At 65.7% G+C, this 17,169-nt stretch carries 14 protein-coding genes and 1 pseudogene; 14 read left to right on the forward strand and 1 reads right to left on the reverse strand.

Annotation, left to right across the window (positions count from 1 at the left end; genetic code table 11):
* Nucleotides 1-25 precede the first annotated feature (25 nt).
* The 10 genes and pseudogenes from TV39_RS04085 to TV39_RS04125 all read left to right on the forward strand — a co-directional run bounded on the left by TV39_RS04085 (nt 26) and on the right by TV39_RS04125 (nt 9,754).
* Nucleotides 26-1,106, forward strand: a pseudogene (locus tag TV39_RS04085) (alkene reductase).
* 142 nt (nt 1,107-1,248) lie between these two features.
* Nucleotides 1,249-1,956 (forward strand): GntR family transcriptional regulator, encoded by a 708-nt coding sequence (locus TV39_RS04090; RefSeq protein WP_043478698.1) that lies wholly within the window; start codon nt 1,249-1,251, stop codon nt 1,954-1,956.
* Between the two features lie 163 nt (nt 1,957-2,119).
* Nucleotides 2,120-3,124 carry a sugar phosphate isomerase/epimerase family protein gene (locus TV39_RS04095; RefSeq protein WP_043478701.1) on the forward strand — a complete coding sequence of 335 codons (1,005 nt, stop codon included), beginning with the start codon at nt 2,120-2,122 and terminating at the stop codon, nt 3,122-3,124.
* A 77-nt stretch (nt 3,125-3,201) separates the two neighbouring features.
* A complete protein-coding gene (gene dhaL, locus TV39_RS04100; RefSeq protein ID WP_043478704.1) occupies nt 3,202-4,980 on the forward strand; it encodes a dihydroxyacetone kinase subunit DhaL in 1,779 nt (592 codons plus the stop codon).
* Nucleotides 4,977-5,471: a ribose-5-phosphate isomerase gene (locus TV39_RS04105; RefSeq protein ID WP_043478707.1), complete on the forward strand. Its 495-nt coding sequence runs from the start codon at nt 4,977-4,979 to the stop codon at nt 5,469-5,471. The genes dhaL and TV39_RS04105 overlap by 4 nt, the downstream gene beginning before the upstream one ends.
* A gap of 2 nt (nt 5,472-5,473) precedes the next feature.
* Entirely contained in the window at nt 5,474-6,466 is a 993-nt protein-coding gene (locus TV39_RS04110; protein ID WP_043478710.1) for a 3-hydroxyacyl-CoA dehydrogenase family protein, read from the forward strand.
* A gap of 34 nt (nt 6,467-6,500) precedes the next feature.
* Nucleotides 6,501-7,268 carry an SDR family NAD(P)-dependent oxidoreductase gene (locus TV39_RS04115; RefSeq protein ID WP_043478713.1) on the forward strand — a complete coding sequence of 256 codons (768 nt, stop codon included), beginning with the start codon at nt 6,501-6,503 and terminating at the stop codon, nt 7,266-7,268.
* Nucleotides 7,269-7,280: 12 nt separating this feature from the next.
* Entirely contained in the window at nt 7,281-7,412 is a 132-nt protein-coding gene (locus TV39_RS22690) for a hypothetical protein (protein ID WP_268747721.1), read from the forward strand.
* A gap of 53 nt (nt 7,413-7,465) precedes the next feature.
* Nucleotides 7,466-8,815 carry an MFS transporter gene (locus tag TV39_RS04120; protein ID WP_043478716.1) on the forward strand — a complete coding sequence of 450 codons (1,350 nt, stop codon included), beginning with the start codon at nt 7,466-7,468 and terminating at the stop codon, nt 8,813-8,815.
* A 48-nt stretch (nt 8,816-8,863) separates the two neighbouring features.
* Entirely contained in the window at nt 8,864-9,754 is an 891-nt protein-coding gene (locus TV39_RS04125) for a triose-phosphate isomerase family protein (protein ID WP_082049483.1), read from the forward strand.
* Here TV39_RS04125 and TV39_RS04130 read toward each other — a convergent pair.
* Complete coding sequence (locus tag TV39_RS04130; protein WP_043478720.1) at nt 9,720-13,448, reverse strand: TM0106 family RecB-like putative nuclease; 3,729 nt, start codon at nt 13,446-13,448, stop codon at nt 9,720-9,722. The genes TV39_RS04125 and TV39_RS04130 overlap by 35 nt on opposite strands.
* Before the next feature lie 185 nt (nt 13,449-13,633).
* On the opposite strand from TV39_RS04130, the gene TV39_RS04135 reads away from it, so the two are divergent.
* The 4 genes from TV39_RS04135 to TV39_RS04150 all read left to right on the forward strand — a co-directional run bounded on the left by TV39_RS04135 (nt 13,634) and on the right by TV39_RS04150 (nt 17,082).
* On the forward strand, nt 13,634-14,248 hold the full coding sequence (locus TV39_RS04135; RefSeq protein ID WP_043478722.1) for an SOUL family heme-binding protein: 615 nt from the start codon (nt 13,634-13,636) through the stop codon (nt 14,246-14,248).
* Nucleotides 14,229-14,723: a nucleoside deaminase gene (locus TV39_RS04140; protein WP_043478725.1), complete on the forward strand. Its 495-nt coding sequence runs from the start codon at nt 14,229-14,231 to the stop codon at nt 14,721-14,723. The genes TV39_RS04135 and TV39_RS04140 overlap by 20 nt, the downstream gene beginning before the upstream one ends.
* A gap of 197 nt (nt 14,724-14,920) precedes the next feature.
* Nucleotides 14,921-16,240 (forward strand): histidinol dehydrogenase, encoded by a 1,320-nt coding sequence (hisD, locus tag TV39_RS04145; RefSeq protein ID WP_043478728.1) that lies wholly within the window; start codon nt 14,921-14,923, stop codon nt 16,238-16,240.
* 29 nt (nt 16,241-16,269) lie between these two features.
* Nucleotides 16,270-17,082, forward strand: a complete 813-nt coding sequence (locus tag TV39_RS04150; RefSeq protein ID WP_043478730.1) for an ABC transporter substrate-binding protein — start codon at nt 16,270-16,272, stop codon at nt 17,080-17,082.
* Nucleotides 17,083-17,169 lie beyond the last annotated feature (87 nt).

The following is a 17,169-nucleotide window of genomic DNA, read 5'->3' on the forward strand; positions in this document are numbered from 1 at the left end:
CAATCCGCTGTGAAAGGAACTGCACATGCTGTTTTCCCCGTTGACCCTCGGAGGGCTTGAACTGCCCAACCGCCTGGTCATGGCCCCGCTGACCCGTCTCCGCTCGGGCGAGGAGGGCGTACCTGCCCCGATCGTTGCGGAGCACTACCGCCAGCGCGCTTCGCTTGGCCTGATCGTCAGCGAGGGCACGTACCCGAGCCCGGCCGGGCGCTCGTACCCCGGGCCAGCCCGGCATCGTCACCCCGGAACAGATTGCCGGCTGGAAGAAGGTCACGGACGCTGTGCATGCCGAAGGCGGCCGGATCTTTGCGCAAATCATGCACGGGGGCCGGGTTTCGCACGAGGACATCAACGGCGGCCGCCAGGTGGTCGCGCCGAGCGCCATCGCCGTCGAGGCTGAGACCCGCACGTACAAGGGCAAGCAGGCCCACCCCGTCCCGCACGCCCTGACCACCGACGAACTGCCCGGCATCCGCCAGGAAATCGTGCAGGGATCGCTAAACGCGATCGCCGCAGGGTTCGACGGCGTGGAGCTGCACTCCGCCAACGGTTACCTGCTGCACGAATTCCTTGCGCCGTCGTCGAACCAGCGTGATGACATCTACGGCGGCTCACCGGAGAACCGGGCGCGTTTCGTCATCGAGACAGTGAAGGCTGTGGTGGAGGCCGTCGGCGCGGACCGCGTGGGCATCCGGATCTCGCCCGCGCACAACGTCCAGGGAGCCCTCGAAACGGATGCCGCAGACGTCCGCGAGACCTATGGCCTGCTGGTGGATGCGATCGCGCCGCTTAACCTCGCCTACCTGAGCATCCTGCACAAGGAACCCACCAGCGAGCTGGTCCAGGACCTCCGTGCGCGGTTCAACGGCACCTTCCTCGTCAACACGGGGTTCGGCGTCATCACCACCCGCGAGGAAGCCATTTCACTGGTGGCCGACGGCCACGCAGACGCCGTGGTGGTGGGCCGTCCGGCCATCGCCAACCCCGACCTCGTCCGCCGCTGGCGCGAAGGCCTCCCGGTCAATGAGCCGGACCAGGCCACGTTCTATGCCGACGGCGCAGAAGGCTACACGGACTACCCGTTCTACGAGGAGTCCGCGAACTAGCCACTTCCGGGTACTGGACCCGGGGCTCCATAGGCCACGCAAACAGGCGGGCGCAACTCGATTGCGCCCGCCTGTTCTGTGTTCCCACTTGATTGTGACCGGCGAAATCCGCCCCTGCCTGCCAGCCCTATAGGATCTGAACATGCAGCGTCCGTCCCAGATCAACAGTCCCGGCAGCCGCAAAGGCAAGCCCGTGAGCCGCCAAGTGCTGGCCGACCACGTCTATGAGGAACTGCTGGAATCGCTGATGGACGGCCGGCTCGAACCTGGCGCCACCGTCAGTATCGACGGAACAGCGCGGGATCTCGACGTTTCGCCCACCCCGGTCCGCGAAGCCCTCGCCCGGCTGGAACACACAGGCATGGTCCGCCGGGTTGCGCTCAAGGGCTACCGAGTGGCCCCGGTCTTCACCCGTGAGGACTTCGCCGAACTCATGGAGGCCCGGCTCGCCATTGAGCCGGTAAATGCCCGCCTCGCCTGCGGCCGGCTGACCCCGGAGCGGCTTGCCCAGCTGGAGCAGGCCGTGACCGACTTGAGGACCGCGCCGCGGGGACCGTCATTCGCTGAATACCGCGACTACCTCGAAGCCGACGAACGGTTCCACCGGCTCATCGCAGAACAAACCGGAAACCAGTTCATGGTGGCAGCGTATGCCGCACTCGGTGGCCAGGTTCAGCGCTTCCGGCTGTTCGGCGGCGTGGGCATCACGGATGCCGAGAACGCCATCGCCGAACACCAGGCCGTCCTGGATGCGATGGCTTCCGGGGACCCCGAGACGGCTGCCGCGGCCATGGCTGACCACGTCCGGAAAGTCCGCGGCCGCGCTATCGCCGACGCCCCGGAGGGCTAAGCCCAACCCACTGAAGTGACTGGCAGTTAATGTCGTGACAGCGCCTTTTCACGACATCTACTGCTAGCTAGTTGGGCTGACACTACCCAAAGTGTGACCTTGACAACTCCTTGTCGATAGTAAATCCTATAGGAAACAGGATTCGCACCAAGGAGTGAACACCATGGCCTACACAGCCGAGAACTGGCCCATTACTGCGGCCCTGCTTCAGTTCCCGGGCACCGACGCCCAGGGAACCCACATCAACGACGCCGACGCTTCGGCCTGGGCTGAGGTCTTCACCGAGGTGAAGGAAGCCGGGTTCGCGCACGCGGACCTCACCGACAGCTGGGTCCGCCCCGGCGATCTCAGCAAAGAGCGCCTCGCCGAGTTCAAGCAGACAGCGGACACTGTGGGCATCGGCGTCCCAGTCATCTCCGCCATCCGCCGCAGCGTCATCGAAGAAGGCAACTGGGAAGCCAATCTGGCCTACAGCCACCGCACCATCGACGCCGCCGCCGAACTGGGCTGCGAAGTGGTCTCCTTCGGCCTCCACCAAGCCATCACCCCGGAACAGCAGAAACAGCTCTGGTTCTGGACGGTCGAGGGGTACAAGGACCCGGCCGGCAACAAGGAAGCCTGGGGCAACGCCGTCAGCCGCCTCCGCGAACTGGGCCGGCACGCAGCCGAAGTAGGCGTGCTGCTCTCCCTGGAAATGTATGAGGACACCTACCTCGGCACCGCGGATTCCTCCGTGCAGCTGGTCCAGGACATCGGCCTCGCGAACGTTGGCCTCAACCCGGACCTCGGCAACCTGATCCGGCTCCACCGCCCCATCGAGGACTGGCGCGAGATGGTGGCCAAGACAATGCCGTACTCCAACTACTGGCACATGAAGAACTACATCCGGGACGAGGACACGGCCCGCGGCATGTACGTCACCATGCCTGCTCCGATGGAAAGCGGCCTCATCAACTACCGCGAGGCCTTCAAGCTGGCACTGTCCGTTGGTTTCCAGGGCATCCTCTGCACCGAGCACTACGGCGGCGACGGCCTGAGCGTGACGGCCAGCAACCAGGACTACCTGCGCCGCCACGTCCTGCCCAAGACGGACGGCTACGCCCTCGGGCAGAGCCAGGTGGCGCAGGGACGCCAGCAGCCCGCCGCCGTCGAACTCGCCGGTGTGTAACGAAGCCGGCGCCGGCTGACACAAGCCGGCCACCAACCCAACACCGCATTTCCCAACACGGATTCAATGAGGAAACCATGACCCAGATCTTCGACAACCCCGCTGATTTCGCGGATGAGGCACTGGACGGCTTTGTGGCAGCCAACCGCGGGTACGTTGCCCGGGTGGACGGCGGCGTGGTCCGCTCCACCGAGGTGCCAGCCGGCCAGGTGGCCCTGGTGGTGGGCGGCGGCTCCGGCCACTACCCGGCCTTCGCCGGCCTGGTGGGACCGGGCCTCGCCGCCGGATCCGCCTGCGGCAACATGTTCGCATCCCCGGCGGCCGGCCAGGTCTACCGGGTGGCCAAGGCCGCCAACGCCGGGGGAGGCGTGCTGCTGAGCTACGGCAACTACGCCGGCGACGTGCTGCACTTCGGCCAGGCCCAGCTGCGGCTCAACGCCGAAGGCATCGAAACCCGCACCGTCCTGGTCACGGACGACATCGCCAGCGCGCCGCTGGACGAGATCGAGAAGCGCCGCGGCATCGCCGGGGACCTCACGGTCTTCAAAGTCGCCGGCGCCGCAGCCGAGGCGGGGCTGGACCTCGACGCCGTCGAGCGCCTGGCCATCCGCACTAACTACCGCACCCGTTCCCTGGGCGTGGCCTTTGACGGCTGCACGCTCCCGGGAGCGGACGCGCCGCTGTTCCACGTTCCCGCCGGGCAGATGTCACTCGGCCTTGGCATCCATGGTGAACCGGGCATCTCCGAACACCCCATGCCCACCGCCTCCGAACTCGCCGAACTGCTGGTCTCCAGGCTCCTGGCGGACAAGCCCGACGACGCCGGGAACCGCGTGGTGGCCATCGTCAACGGCCTGGGCACGGTCAAATACGACGAGCTGTTCCTGCTCTTCGGCAAGATCGAAAAGCTCCTCACCGCGGCCGGCCTGACCGTGGTGGAACCGGAATGCGGCGAGCTGGTCACCAGCCTGGACATGTCCGGGCTCTCCCTCACCCTGCTGTGGCTGGACGACGAACTGGAACAGTTCTGGGCAGCCCCGGCAGACACCCCCGCTTTCCGCAAGGGAAACCTGGCCCCGCGGGCCAGCCGGGAGCTGGCCGGACCGGAGGACGCCGTGGCCGGTGAAGCGGAAAACACGACGCCGGCAGCAGCTGGGCTGGGCCGGCTGGCAGCCGCCGTGCTCGCCCAGGTGCAGGGTGTCGTCGTCGAGCATGAAGAGGAACTGGGCAACCTGGACGCCATCGCGGGCGACGGTGACCACGGCATCGGCATGCGCCGCGGCGTGGACGCGGCATCCGCGGCAGCACAGGAAACCTCGGCAGCCGGGGCGTCGGTGGAACGCGTCCTTACTGCGGCAGGGGAGGCGTGGAGCGAACGCGCCGGCGGAACGTCCGGGGCGTTGTGGGGATCCGCGGTGATCGCAGCAGGCCTGGCCCTCGGCAACAAGGACTCCTACCGCGGCGAGGACGCGGCCGCCGCCGTCACCGCCTTCGTCGACGCCATCACCGAACTCGGCAAGGCCGAACCGGGGGACAAGACCATGGTGGACGCGCTGCTTCCCTTCCGGGACGCCTTCCTCACCGCGTTCGACGGCGGCACGCCGGTACGCGGGGCACTCGCCTCAGCATCGGCTGCTGCACAGGAGGCCGCTGAGACCACCGCTTCGCTCCGGCCGCTCAAGGGCAGGGCGCGTCCGCTCGCCGAAAAGAGCCTGGGCCATCCCGATCCCGGCGCGGTGTCCTTCGGGCTGATAGCCGCCCGGATTTCTAACTATCTCGATTCTGAACTGATCGATTCCGACCTGACGGATTCACCACTGGCCGCCTCCGCGGCCGGAAATGGAGCACACGCATGAGCGCAAACCAAGGTGCTGCAGCAGCCTGGCGCATTGTCATCGGCAACGATGAAGCGGGCGTCGAATATAAGGAGGCGCTGAAGGCGCTGCTCGAAGCGGACAGCCGCGTCGCGTCCGTCGTGGACGTGGGCGTCGGGGCGAACGACTCGACCGCGTACCCGCACGTCGCCGTCGACGCCGCCCGCAAAGTGGCCGCCGGCGAGGCCGACCGCGCCCTGCTGATCTGCGGCACCGGGCTGGGCGTGGCCATCGCGGCCAACAAGGTTCCCGGGATCCGCGCAGTCACGGCCCACGACGGCTACTCCGTGGAACGCTCCGTCCTGAGCAACAACGCCCAGGTCCTCACCATGGGCCAGCGCGTGATCGGCCTGGAACTGGCCAAGAAACTGGTGGGCGAATGGCTCGACTACCGTTTCGACGACACTTCATCCTCCGCCGCCAAGGTGGACGCCATCTGCTCCTACGAGCCCGAATACACGAAGGCAGTCTGATCATGACCGAAACAGCTAGCACCCCCACCGCGGCGGCACTGAACAGCGCCCGGAAGATCGCCGTCGTCGGCTCCGGCTACATGGGCGGCGGAATTGCGCAGGTCCTGGCGCTCGGCGGCGCCCGCGTGGCACTCGCCGACGTGTCCGCCGAAGTGGCGCAGAGCAACTACGACCGCCTCCTCGCGGAATCAGACCAGTTCGTGGCCGACGGCCTGTTCCCCGCCGGGTCCACAGAGATCCTGAAGCAGAACCTCTGGGCCGCCAAGGACATCGAGGAAGCCGTGGCTGACGCGGACTTCATCGAGGAAGCCGTCCCCGAGGTCATCGCCATCAAGCACCAGACCCTGGCCCGCATCAGCGCCGCCGCCCGGCCCGGCGCTATCATCGGCTCCAACACCTCCACCATCTCCATCGCGGAACTGTCCGAGCCGGTCACCAACCCGGAGCGGTTCCTGGGCGTGCACTTCTCCAACCCCTCGCCCTTCATCCCCGGTGTCGAGATCATTCCCCACGCCGGGACCTCGGCGGCCACGGTGGGTGCGGTCCGCGACCTGGTCCACGCCGCCGGCAAGCAGACCGCCGTCGTCAAGGACGTCACCGGCTTTGTGCTCAACCGCCTCCAGTACGCCCTCTTCCACGAGGCAGCGCAGCTGGTGGAGCAGGGCATCGCGACGGCGGACGACGTGGACACCCTGGTCCGCACCACGTTCGGCTTCCGGCTGCCGTTCTTCGGCCCGTTTGCCATTGCGGACATGGCCGGGCTGGATGTCTACAACTTCTGCTACAAGTCCCTGCAGACCGACTTCCCGGAGCGGTTCGCCACCCCGAAGATCCTCAGTGACCTGGTGGAGGCCGGAAAGCTGGGCACCAAGACCGGCGCCGGCTTCCTCAACGTTCCGGCCGAGCGCACCCCCGAGCTGATCGCCTACCGCAACAAGGCCTACGTCGCCATGCAGCAGCTGCTCGAGGACCTCGGCCCCGCACCGATCAGCTGATCTCCCGTCACTCTTCACCTTTCCAGGAGCAACCATGAGCATTTTCCCCGCAGAACGCACGGCAATAGTCACCGGCGCCGTCTCCGAGCGCGGCATCGGCCGGGCCACCGCCAACTACCTGGCCGCGCAGGGCTGGAACATCGGCATCATCGACCTCGACGACGCCTTGTGCAAGGCCACAGCCAAGGAACTGGCCGCCCAGTACGGTGTCCAGGCCTTCGGCGTCGGCGCCAACGTGGCCGATGAAGCCTCCGTCCGCGCCGCGATCGACGAGATCGAAGCGGAGCTGCCGCAGATCGTGGCACTGGCCAACGTGGCCGGCGTCAGTTCACCCGTTCCGTACCTGGAACTGGACGCGGCCGAATGGGACCGCGTGCTGAACATCAACCTCAACGGCGTCCACTACGCCACCCGCCGCGTAGCCGAATCCATGGTCAAGAACCGGATCGGGCGCATCGTCAACATCTCCTCCGTGTCCGCCCAGCGCGGCGGCGGCACGTTCTCCAAGACGCCGTACTCGGTGGCGAAGGCCGGCGTCATCGGCCTGACCCGCGCCACCGCCCGTGAACTGGGGGAATACGACATCACCGTCAACGCCATCTCCCCGGGGCCCATCGACACCGACATCATGGGCGGCACGCTCAGCGAGGAGCGCAAAGACGAACTCACCAAGGACCTGGTGGTCAACCGGGTCGGATCCACGCGCGACATCGCAGCAGCCATCGCCTTCCTCATCAGCGAGGACGCCGGATACATCTCCGGCCAGACGCTGAATGTGGATGGCGGACTCTACATGCACTAGGGAAGGCCAGCCATGGCACAGCACAAACCAGTACCATCCCAGGCCACGGGGCTCAGGTCCTGGAGCCGCGAACGCCGGATCTACCTCGCAGTGGGCATCCTTGCCTGCCTCGCCGGGATCATGATCATCGCGTTCTCCCGCTAGGACCCGAAGCACCCACCTTCGTTCGCAACTGATTTACTCAAAGAGGAGTTTTGATGTCCCTAACAGCAACGTCCACCAAGGAGCTCCTGGATTCGCCGGTCCTCAAATCGGCGATTTCCAAGGCCTCGTTCCGGCTGATGCCGATGCTCGTCATCCTGTATGTCGTGGCTTTCCTGGACCGCACCAACGTGGGCTTCGCCGAGGCGGCGCTCGGTGTGGACCGCGGAGTCACCGCCGGGGCCTACGCCCTTGGCGCCGGTATCTTCTTCATCGGCTACGCCCTGTTCGAAATTCCCAGCAACCTGCTCCTGACCAAGTTCGGTGCCAAGGTGTGGCTGGCCCGCATCGCCATCACCTGGGGCATCGTGTCCGCGTGCTTCGCCTTTGTCCAGGGCGAGACGTCCTTCATCATCCTGCGCTTCCTGCTGGGTGTCACCGAAGCGGGACTGTTCCCGGGCGTCATCATGTTCCTGGCGGCCTGGTTCCCGAACAAGGTCCGCGTGAAGATGTTCGCCATCTTCTACCTGGCGCAGCCGTTTTCCCAGATGATGGGCGCACCGCTGTCCGGCTGGCTGATCAACATCGGCGACCAGGTTCCCGGCGTGGCCGGCTGGCAGGTCATGTTCTTCGTCGAAGGCATGCTCGCAGTCCTGGCCGGCGTCGCCGCGTACTTCTTCCTGATCAACAGCCCGCAGGACGCCAAGTTCCTGAACCCGGGCGAAAAGAAGGCGCTCCTGGATGTCATGGCGCTGGAGGACACCGTCAAGGAAGAAACCGGCCCGCGCGGGGTGCTCGCCGCCATGAAGAACCGCAAGGTCTGGTACTTCACGGTCATCTACTTCTGCCTCCAGGTGGCGGTGTACGGCGTGACCTTCTACCTGCCGCAGCAGGTGGCGCAGCTGACCGGCCAGAAAGTGGGCTTCGCCGTAGGCCTGCTGGCCGCCATCCCGTGGTTCTTCGGCATCTTCGCCTGCTACTTCATCGGCAAGGCGGCCAACACCATCGTCCGCCGCCGGGTATGGGGCACCGGGCTGTTCATCTCCACCGGGCTCTGCATCTTCGGCTCGGCCTGGGCCGGCGCCAACCACATACCTGCACTGGGCATCATCTTCATCACCCTGGCCGTGTGCAGCTTCCTGTCGATCGGGCCCATCGCCTGGTCCTACCCGACGGCGTTCCTCACCGGAACGGCAGCCGCCGCAGGCATCGGCCTGATCAACTCGCTGGGCAACCTGGGCGGCTTCGTGGCCCCGATCCTGCGCACCACGGTCAACCAGGCCACGGCGTCCGACACCGGAACCATGGGCGTCTACGCCCTCGGTGTCCTGCCGTTCCTGGCGGCCGCCATGATGTTCGCGACCAAGAGGTTCCAGAACAAGGCGGACGAACTGCTCGAGAAGTAAGTCCTTACCCGCCACCAGTAGGAATACAGCAGCAAGAAAGCAACACACATGCAGCACGCTTCAGCCAGCCAGGCCACGCCCACAGTCACTGACAGTGCTATTGACTCCGTCACGTATGTCGGCGTCAGTACCAAGATGTACCTGGGCTACCGGGACACCCTGGACTGGCTGGAGCGGCTGCGGCACGAAGTGGACTCCCGTCCGGCCCTCGCGGCCGGGCGGGTGGTCCCGTTTGTGATCCCGTCCTTCCCGGTGCTTCCCGCGGCCACCGCTCTTCTTGCCGGTTCGCCACTGCTGCTCGGCGCGCAGAACTGCGGCTGGGCCGCGGGCCCGTGGACCGGCGAAGTGGCACCGTCCATGCTCGCCGAGCTCGGCGTCCGCCTGGTAGAGATCGGCCACGCCGAACGCCGCGCCCACTTTGGCGAAAACGACTCCATGGTGGCGCTCAAGGTCCGGGCCGCGGACGACGCCGGGCTGACGCCCCTGCTGTGCGTCGGCGAGGACTCCGTTAGGGAAGAATCAGCCGGCGACGCGGGCGCAGCCGCCCGGGACGCCGCCGGCTTCGTGTACCGGCAGATCGAGGCCGCCGTCGGGGGCGAGTGGGAACTGGCCTCGCGCCTCATCATCGCGTACGAGCCCGTGTGGGCCATCGGCGCCGCCGAGCCGGCGGACCCCAACTACGTGTCCGGCGTCGTGAATCACCTCCGTGCGCTGCTCGCGGCGCACGAGCTTCAGGAGCTCCCGGTCATCTACGGCGGTTCAGCCAAGCCCGGTTTGTTGCCCAGGCTCGGTGGCGTCTCCGGATTGTTCCTGGGCCGCTTCGCGCACGACGCCGGGAACTTCGGCGCAGTTCTGGACGAGGCATTGCTGGACGAGGCACAGCTGAAGTCTGGCTCGGCTGTTTCTAGCGTGCCACCGACCGCTGGCACAGTCCGATAAAACCGCCCAACTGTTCGAGGCCCTCCGGATGGGTGGGCAGGTAGTTGGTCAGTTCCGGTGCCCGTACCACCACGGCGCGCCACTTGCCGCGGGATACCGCCACGTTGATCCGGTTCCGGGAGAGCAGGAACTCCATTCCCCGCGGAGCCTCGGCCACCGCCGAACAGGCCATGGACACAATCACCACGGCGGCCTCCTGGCCCTGGAACTTGTCCACCGTGCCCACGCGGACCGATGCGTGCCCGGCGGCGTCGAGGGCGTCCCGGATCAGGTTCACCTGCGCGTTGTATGCAGCCACCACCAGGACATCTTCCGGCCCGAGTGGCCGGCCGCCGGCTTCATCGTGCCACGCCAGGCCCAGGTGCCTCCCGACCTGGTGCACCACTTCGGCGGCTTCCTCCGGGGAGGACGTGATGTTGCCGCTGTGGGCAACCATCACGGTTTCGATGCCGGCAGGGACGCCCTCCAGGGACCGCAGATCCGCCGCGCTGGCAGACTGCAGCCTGCCCTCGTAGGAGAGCTCCGAAACGGCGGCACACAGCGGCGACGCCATGCGCCAGCTGTCAGCAAGGAAGTAGCCGAGCTCCGGCGGCAGCGTGGCATGGCCCGCAGAGATCCAGCCCAGCGCGGACTCGTTGACCGGCTGCGGGTGGGTGCCCTGGCTGACCTGGGGGAGCTGCTGCGGATCGCCGAGCAGCAGCAGCCGCGGGCTTGCCTGGGCAACGGCCAGGGTGTTGGCCAGCGAGAACTGCCCGGCCTCGTCGATCACCAGCAGGTCCAAGGACCCGGCGGGCACGGTGGAACCGGTCATGGTCCAGGCGGTGCCGCCCACCAGGGCGCCGCCCGGAGAACTGAGCAGCCGGTCCACGTCGGCGGCAGCGCGGTGGTGCCACGGCAGGGTGCCGTCGTGCTTGACGTCCTTGGCGACCCTCCTTGGGTCCACTCCCGCTTTTTCGACGGCGGTGCAGAGCAGGTTCTCCACCACCGCGTGCGACTGCGCAACGACGCCCACTTTCCAGCCCCGGGACACGAGCCGTCCAATGACATGTGAACCGACATGGGTTTTGCCGGTGCCCGGCGGTCCTTGGACGGCCAGGTACGAATGGTCGAGGGCCTCTACTGCCGCCGTGATCGCGTCGATGAAGCGGTCCGGTCCGCCCGCCGGTGCGGGGAGCGGGGTGCCGGTCAGCAGCCGCGGCGGAACCCGGCGCACCAGGTCCAATGCCGGATGCTTCCGGAAGGCAGGCCCTCCCGGAGTCTCCGCCAAAGTGTCCGGAAGGCCGGCGGCGACCTGGCCGGCCAGCACGGCCAGCGCCTCCTCCAGACTCTTGGTGGCAACAGGCTGGTCTTCGGTGAGCGCGATGGGCAGGTTGTTATGCGGTTCGATCTTCCGGTGCAGCCGGTCCCGGATCACCACGGTATCCCTGCCGTCCTCGTGGCCGAGTTCCAGGACCTCGGTCCCGAACCACCCGTTACGGCCCGAGCCGTCGCTGCCGGTGCCCTCTAGCCCGGCAGGCAACGGACGGTCGTACATGCGGAACCACTTGCTGCCCTCGCGGAGGTCCGAGCCGGCGCTGACGGTGCCGGTCAGCTGTACCCTGCGCTCGGGGAGCCTGGTCCCGACCGTGTGCCAGTCATCGAGGATGCGGGCTTCCTCCACGAGGAAGACGTTGCGGTCCTGCTGGTGGGTATCGGGTCCGTTCTCGCAGCGGTCAAAGTGGGCCCACCAGAAAGCCTTGCGCTCGCGGCGGTGGTAGCTCACGGCCGCGTCAACCATGGCGACGGCCCGGACGTCGGCCTCCGGGCAGCCGAACTCCTTACCGGCGGCGCGGAACTCCGCTGCCCGGTCCAGGAAAGCCCTGATGGCGAGTTCGGAACGCCCGAGCGCGGCACCGCCGTCGGAATCAGGCGCCGCCCGGCTTAAATTTCCGGCAGCTCCTGGACTTCCTGCCGTCCGGCTTTCCGCAGCGCTGCCGCTGCCGCGTCCGGAGCCGCCGGAGCCGCCTGGCTGGGCGCCAGGTCCGGCCGACGCTGCAACGCCGATTCCGCGCTCGGCGGCCAGCCGCCGCAGCCATTCGCGGAGCTCCAGCGTGGAGAGGCAGTCATATTCGTTGTAGTCAGAGATGCCGGCGAGGATGGCCGCGGCCTCCTCGGCCAGGCCGGCGTCCCGCGCTTCGCAGTAATCGGCATAGGCAACCACCGAGGCGCCGGCGTCCTTCACGTCGCCGGAGCGGAGGTTGCTGCCCATGTAGAGGGGCTCGAGTTTCTTGATGCTGTACGAGTTTTCCGAGATGCGGATGCTGTTCCGCACGGTCTGGTACAGGTCCACGAGGAGCCCGTCCCGCAGCCAGGTGTCCACGGTGTCCTCTCCGGCGACGTGCATCACCGAGAGTTTGCGGAGGGCGGTCTTCTCGTAGGCGGCGTAGTGGTAGACGTGCATGTCCGGGTACCGGCGCCTCCTGTCCTCCACGTAGTCCAGGAAATCGAGGAAGGCCTGCTTTTCTGCCGCGCGGTTGTGGGCCCAGAACGGCTTGAACACGGTCCGGCCATCCGGTTCCGCCGGCGCTTCGATAACCCCGAACAGATACTCAAGGCCCCAGCTTCCGGTGGCGCTGTCCTGCCACAGCGGATCCCCTTCGAAGTCGAAGAAGATATCTCCGGGGCTCGGCGGGGGCAGTTCCGCCAAGGTGTTCTCCGGGATCACCCGGTAGCCGATGCTGTGCTGTTCGCCGTCCTTGACGTAGCTGACGGAACCTTCTGCTGTGCCCGCGTTGCTTTGCATGCGGGCCTGGTCCTGCATCCGCAGCAGGGACGGGTTGGCGCCGGGCAAAGTGGCGTCAGCCAGCTGTTTGACCGTGAAGATCCCCTGCTCGTGGAGTTTTTTCCGCTGTGCCGAGTTCATCCGCGCCACGAGGAGGAGGTCGTCCGTGGCTTTGACCTGTTCCTGGCAGTAGTCGCACCGGCCGCAGGCCATAACTCCGGGCTGGCCCCAGCCGACGGTGTCGGGCTGGTTCCGGTGGCCGGCTGTCAGGGCGAGGAACCTGTCCCGCCTCTCGCGGAAGACCGGGAGGATGTCCGCCAGCTTGTGGCTGCTCCGGACATAGTCGAAGCCGCCTTCAGCCGTTTCCACTGTTGCACCGAGGATCAGCGTGACGGCAGGATCGGGTTCGATTCCGGCGTGCAGCAGCTGGTCGCCGTAGGCGGCAAGCTGGAGCAGCGCCGTTACTTTGGCGTGGCGGGCCAGCTTGGTGTCGTACACGGCATAGTTGCCGGAGTCCTCTTTGACCAGGAAGTCCGAACGGCCGTGGAAGCGGCCGTCGAAGAAAGCCGCCTGGAACACGACATCTGCCCCGGCCCGCAGTGCGGCAATGGATTCGGCATGTTTGGCCTGCAGGGTGGCGCGGTCCATCGCGGTGGCGGCCGCGACGTCGTACACACCCCGGCCGGTGGCGGGATCCCACGGACCGAACTCATCCAGGTATTTGGCAAGGACTTTGTGTTCGTGGATGTCCCCGAGTTTCGCCGTGCGGGCCAGCATCTCGTCGGGCTCGAACTCGGCCTTGGGGGAGCGGCCCAGTTTTTCATCCAGCTTGCGCAGCAACTGGTACTCACACGTCGCCGCGATCACCAGATCGCTCGCGGAGAAGACCAGGTCCTGCCCCAGTTGCGGTACTTCCGGTTCAAGAAGAAACACTGCGCCTCGTTGCCCTAGATGTTGCGGTGCCGATTGATGTGTTGCCGTTGTCGCATTGCCGTTGTTGCCTTATTGCCAAGCTACCAAAGCGCCCTGACAATTTGGCTTCCTCCCTGCCCGGCGGCTCCGCCACTGTCCGCTGCCCTCTGGCCCAGGCATCACGGTCGGCGTAAGGTCTGAGGAACATGACTGAACAGCAGCCTTTTGACGTCGTCCAACGGTTTCCGGATTTTGAAGTGCGCCGTTACCCGGCGCACGCTGTTGCCGAAGTGAAGGTGAACGCACCCTTCGACAGTGCGGGCAACGCCGCCTTTCGGCTTCTTTTCGGGTACATCAGCGGTAACAACACCGCACGCGAGTCCGTGTCCATGACCGCCCCGGTCCTGCAGAGTCCCGCGCCATCCCGGAAACTGGCAATGACGGCGCCGGTGGTCCAGAGCGGTGCCCTTGGCGACAGCGAATTCGTTGTTGCATTCGTTCTTCCCGCCAGCATCACGGCGGCCACTGCTCCCGTTCCCAACAATCCGCAAGTGGTAATCCGGGCCGTCCCCGGCTCGGTGGCGGCCGTCCTCGGATTTTCCGGCAGAGGGACCGAAGCGGCGTTCCAGAAGCGGAACGGTGCCCTGCAGGAAGCCCTGGCGCAAGCGGGGCTCAGGCCCGTCGGAGCGCCGCGGTTCGCACGCTTTGACCCGCCCTTCAAACCCTGGTTTCTCCGGAAGAATGAAGTGGTCCAGGATATCGAGGAGTCGGCGGGACTTGCCGGCCACAGGGGAGGCCCGCATGAACAAACAACCACGTGACCACACCGCCACCGTGGCAGCCGCTTCAGCCGCTGCCACCTACGACGAAGCGGCCTTCGAAGCAGCTGTCCGGGCCGCGGAGCAGAGCCTCAGTGAAGGCGGCATCCCCATCGGGGCCGCCCTCGCGAGGGGGAGCGAGGTGATCGCCAGCGGCCACAACGAGCGGGTGCAGCACGGAGATCCCATCGCCCACGGCGAGATGGCCGCACTCCGTGCTGCCGGGCGCCAGAAGAGTTACCGGGACACCACGCTGTACACCACCCTGGCGCCGTGCGCGATGTGCACCGGCACCATCATCCAGTTCAAGATTCCACGGGTGGTGGTGGGGGAAGCCAGGACCTTCCCCGGCGAATTCGAGCTCCTGCGCTCCCGTGGTGTGGAAGTGCTGGTGCTGGACGACCAGCGCTGCGTGGACATGATGGTTGGCTTCCAGCGCGACTACCCGGAACTGTGGGCAGAGGACATCGCCGAATAGCCCTTGGCAGTCCACACGGGCTCCCGCCCTTTCATGGCGGCGGTCCAGGGCGGCGAGATGGACCGCCCTGGAACCATGCTGGGCTCGTGAGGCAAGCCTGCAGGTCTAACAACTAGGACTATTGCGCATAGCCATGTATAGGCGCATCGTAATACTCAAGGGTCTCCTGTGCATAACTCAAGAACAGGTTATTCGTGATGTGGATCGGCGACACCGACAAGGCATTTATCCGGGGTAATTTCACCGCGCTTAAGGTGCCCGAAATCGGGGGCGTCGCTGCTCAACGTATTCCGGAAGTCATCCGATCCGTTTCTGAAATGCTCGCAGACATCGAGAAGAACGGCATGGACGCCGTTCTTGAATACTCGCGGAAACTCGACGGCTGGACAGGCAACGACGTCGAGATCAGCCAGGCTGAATTGGCTCAAACCGGTGACCGGCTCCCTCCTGCACTCCGTGAAGCGCTCCGCGTCGGCGCGGACCGTACCCGCCTGTTTGCCGTCGAGCAACGAAAACACCTGACCGACTTCGAGACGGAGGTCCTGCCGGGCGTCGTGGCAGGGCAGAAGTACATCCCTGTTTCCCGCGTTGGCGCCTACCTTCCCGCCGGGCGCTTTCCCATCCTCGCAAGCGCCTTCATGACCGTGGGTGTCGCCAAGGCGGCGGGCGTTCCCAGCGTCATCGCGTGCACTCCGCCCACCAGCCCCACCGGCGGGCATCCCGCGGTACTGCACGCTGCGTACTTGGCAGGGGTGGACAGGGCATTCGCCATCGGAGGCGTGCAGGCACTGGCGGCCATGGCATTTGGACTGCTCGGTGACCAACCCGTGGACATCCTGGTCGGAGCCGGTAACGCCTACGTTACGGAGGCCAAGCGCCAGCTCTTCGGCCGGGTGGGCATCGATCTTCTCGCAGGGCCGTCCGAGGTCGCCGTAATCGCTGACGAATCCGCGGATCCGGAACTCGTTGCAGCAGACCTGCTGGGCCAGGCCGAACATGGTCCGCAGTCACCGGCATCCCTGGTGACCACCTCGGCGCCCCTGGCTGAGGAAGTCATCCGCCACATCGAAATGCAACTTGAAACCCTGGCCACCCGGGACATCGCCGGTCCGGCCTGGCGCGATTTTGGAACGGTGTACGTGGCCGATAGTCGGGAAACAGCCGTGGAAATCATGGATCTGCTGGCTCCGGAGCATCTGGAAATCCAGACCGTCGATGACAACTATTACCACGAGAACCTTAAGAACTATGGCTCCATTTTCTTGGGGTCATGGTCCACAGTGGCCTACTCGGACAAAGGCATCTCCGGCACCAATCACGTGCTGCCCACCGGTGGCGGCGCACGGTCATCGGCCGGTCTGTCCGTAGCCAGGTTCCTCAAGCCGCTGACGTTTCAACGGGTTGAGAGGGAGGCTACTCCGCAGCTGGCCCCTTACGTTTCAGAGATTTCCGCTTTCGAGGGCATGGAAGCCCACAAAGCCACGGCGACGCTCCGACTCAATCGTTTCAACCGCTAGTACCATCCCTCTCTATCAAAGGCACCAAGATGAAAAGTTCGATCAAACTGAGCAAGCGCCTCAGGGCACTGCTACCCATGGGGCTCGTGGCTGCCTTGGCGCTATCGGCGTGTGGCTCCGGTTCATCCAGCGGCGGGGGCGGCGGCGGGGAGCAGAAGACCATCACCATCGCCACGTCCAACGATGCCCCCTTCTCCTTCACCGATCAGGCAACAGGGGAACTCAAAGGGATTGACGGAGAGATGATCAACGAAATTGCAGCTAAAAAGGGATGGAAGGTGAAAGTCTTCACGTCCGAGTTCGCCACGCTGATTTCTGCTCTGTCGGCAAAGAAAGCCGACGTCATTGTGGATGCCATGTACATCACGGACGACCGCAAGAAACAAATCAATTTCACTGACCCCTGGTATACCGAGGGCGAGGCAATGGTGGTGCCGGCTGATTCCACCCTTGCTTCCCGGGACGATGTCAAAGGCAAAGTCCTCGGAGCACAGACAGGCACTGTGTTCAAAGACCTCATCGAGACCTTGGGGGGAAGCCAGGTGAAGCTCTTCGATTCCCAAGCGGCTTTGCTCGCAGCGCTTGAAAACAAGCAGGTCGACGCCGTGTTCACGGACAGTGCGGTTGTTGGGTACAGCCTGGTGCAGAAACCGAATCCGAAGTTGAAGCTTGTAACGCCCTACGAGCCGTACTACCCAGGCATTATCGGTGCCGGCGTGCGCAAGGACGATACGCAGTTGCTGAATGACCTCAATTCCGGACTGGCCGACCTGAAGAAATCACCGAAGTACCTTGAGATCCTCAAGAAGTACGGTCTGACCGAAGCCAACGCAGCCAAGTAGGTTCACGCGCAGCAGGCCGCCAGTCTGAAGGAATAACGACGCCGACAGCCGCCGGCCCATGCGTGGACCCTGAGCTAGGGATCCCCT

It is taken from the genome of Arthrobacter sp. SPG23, assembly GCF_000876655.1.
Lineage (GTDB): Bacteria > Actinomycetota > Actinomycetes > Actinomycetales > Micrococcaceae > Arthrobacter.

Excerpts from the sequence above, each read along its gene's own strand:
- TV39_RS04090 (WP_043478698.1), top strand. The coding sequence starts at position 1,249 with ATGCAGCGTCCGTCCCAGATCAACAGTCCCGGCAGCCGCAAAGGCAAG.
- TV39_RS04095 (WP_043478701.1), top strand. The coding sequence starts at position 2,120 with ATGGCCTACACAGCCGAGAACTGGCCCATTACTGCGGCCCTGCTTCAG.
- dhaL (WP_043478704.1), top strand. The coding sequence starts at position 3,202 with ATGACCCAGATCTTCGACAACCCCGCTGATTTCGCGGATGAGGCACTG.
- TV39_RS04105 (WP_043478707.1), top strand. The coding sequence starts at position 4,977 with ATGAGCGCAAACCAAGGTGCTGCAGCAGCCTGGCGCATTGTCATCGGC.
- TV39_RS04110 (WP_043478710.1), top strand. The coding sequence starts at position 5,474 with ATGACCGAAACAGCTAGCACCCCCACCGCGGCGGCACTGAACAGCGCC.
- TV39_RS04115 (WP_043478713.1), top strand. The coding sequence starts at position 6,501 with ATGAGCATTTTCCCCGCAGAACGCACGGCAATAGTCACCGGCGCCGTC.
- TV39_RS22690 (WP_268747721.1), top strand. The coding sequence starts at position 7,281 with ATGGCACAGCACAAACCAGTACCATCCCAGGCCACGGGGCTCAGGTCC.
- TV39_RS04120 (WP_043478716.1), top strand. The coding sequence starts at position 7,466 with ATGTCCCTAACAGCAACGTCCACCAAGGAGCTCCTGGATTCGCCGGTC.
- TV39_RS04125 (WP_082049483.1), top strand. The coding sequence starts at position 8,864 with ATGCAGCACGCTTCAGCCAGCCAGGCCACGCCCACAGTCACTGACAGT.
- TV39_RS04135 (WP_043478722.1), top strand. The coding sequence starts at position 13,634 with ATGACTGAACAGCAGCCTTTTGACGTCGTCCAACGGTTTCCGGATTTT.
- TV39_RS04140 (WP_043478725.1), top strand. The coding sequence starts at position 14,229 with ATGAACAAACAACCACGTGACCACACCGCCACCGTGGCAGCCGCTTCA.
- hisD (WP_043478728.1), top strand. The coding sequence starts at position 14,921 with ATGTGGATCGGCGACACCGACAAGGCATTTATCCGGGGTAATTTCACC.
- TV39_RS04150 (WP_043478730.1), top strand. The coding sequence starts at position 16,270 with ATGAAAAGTTCGATCAAACTGAGCAAGCGCCTCAGGGCACTGCTACCC.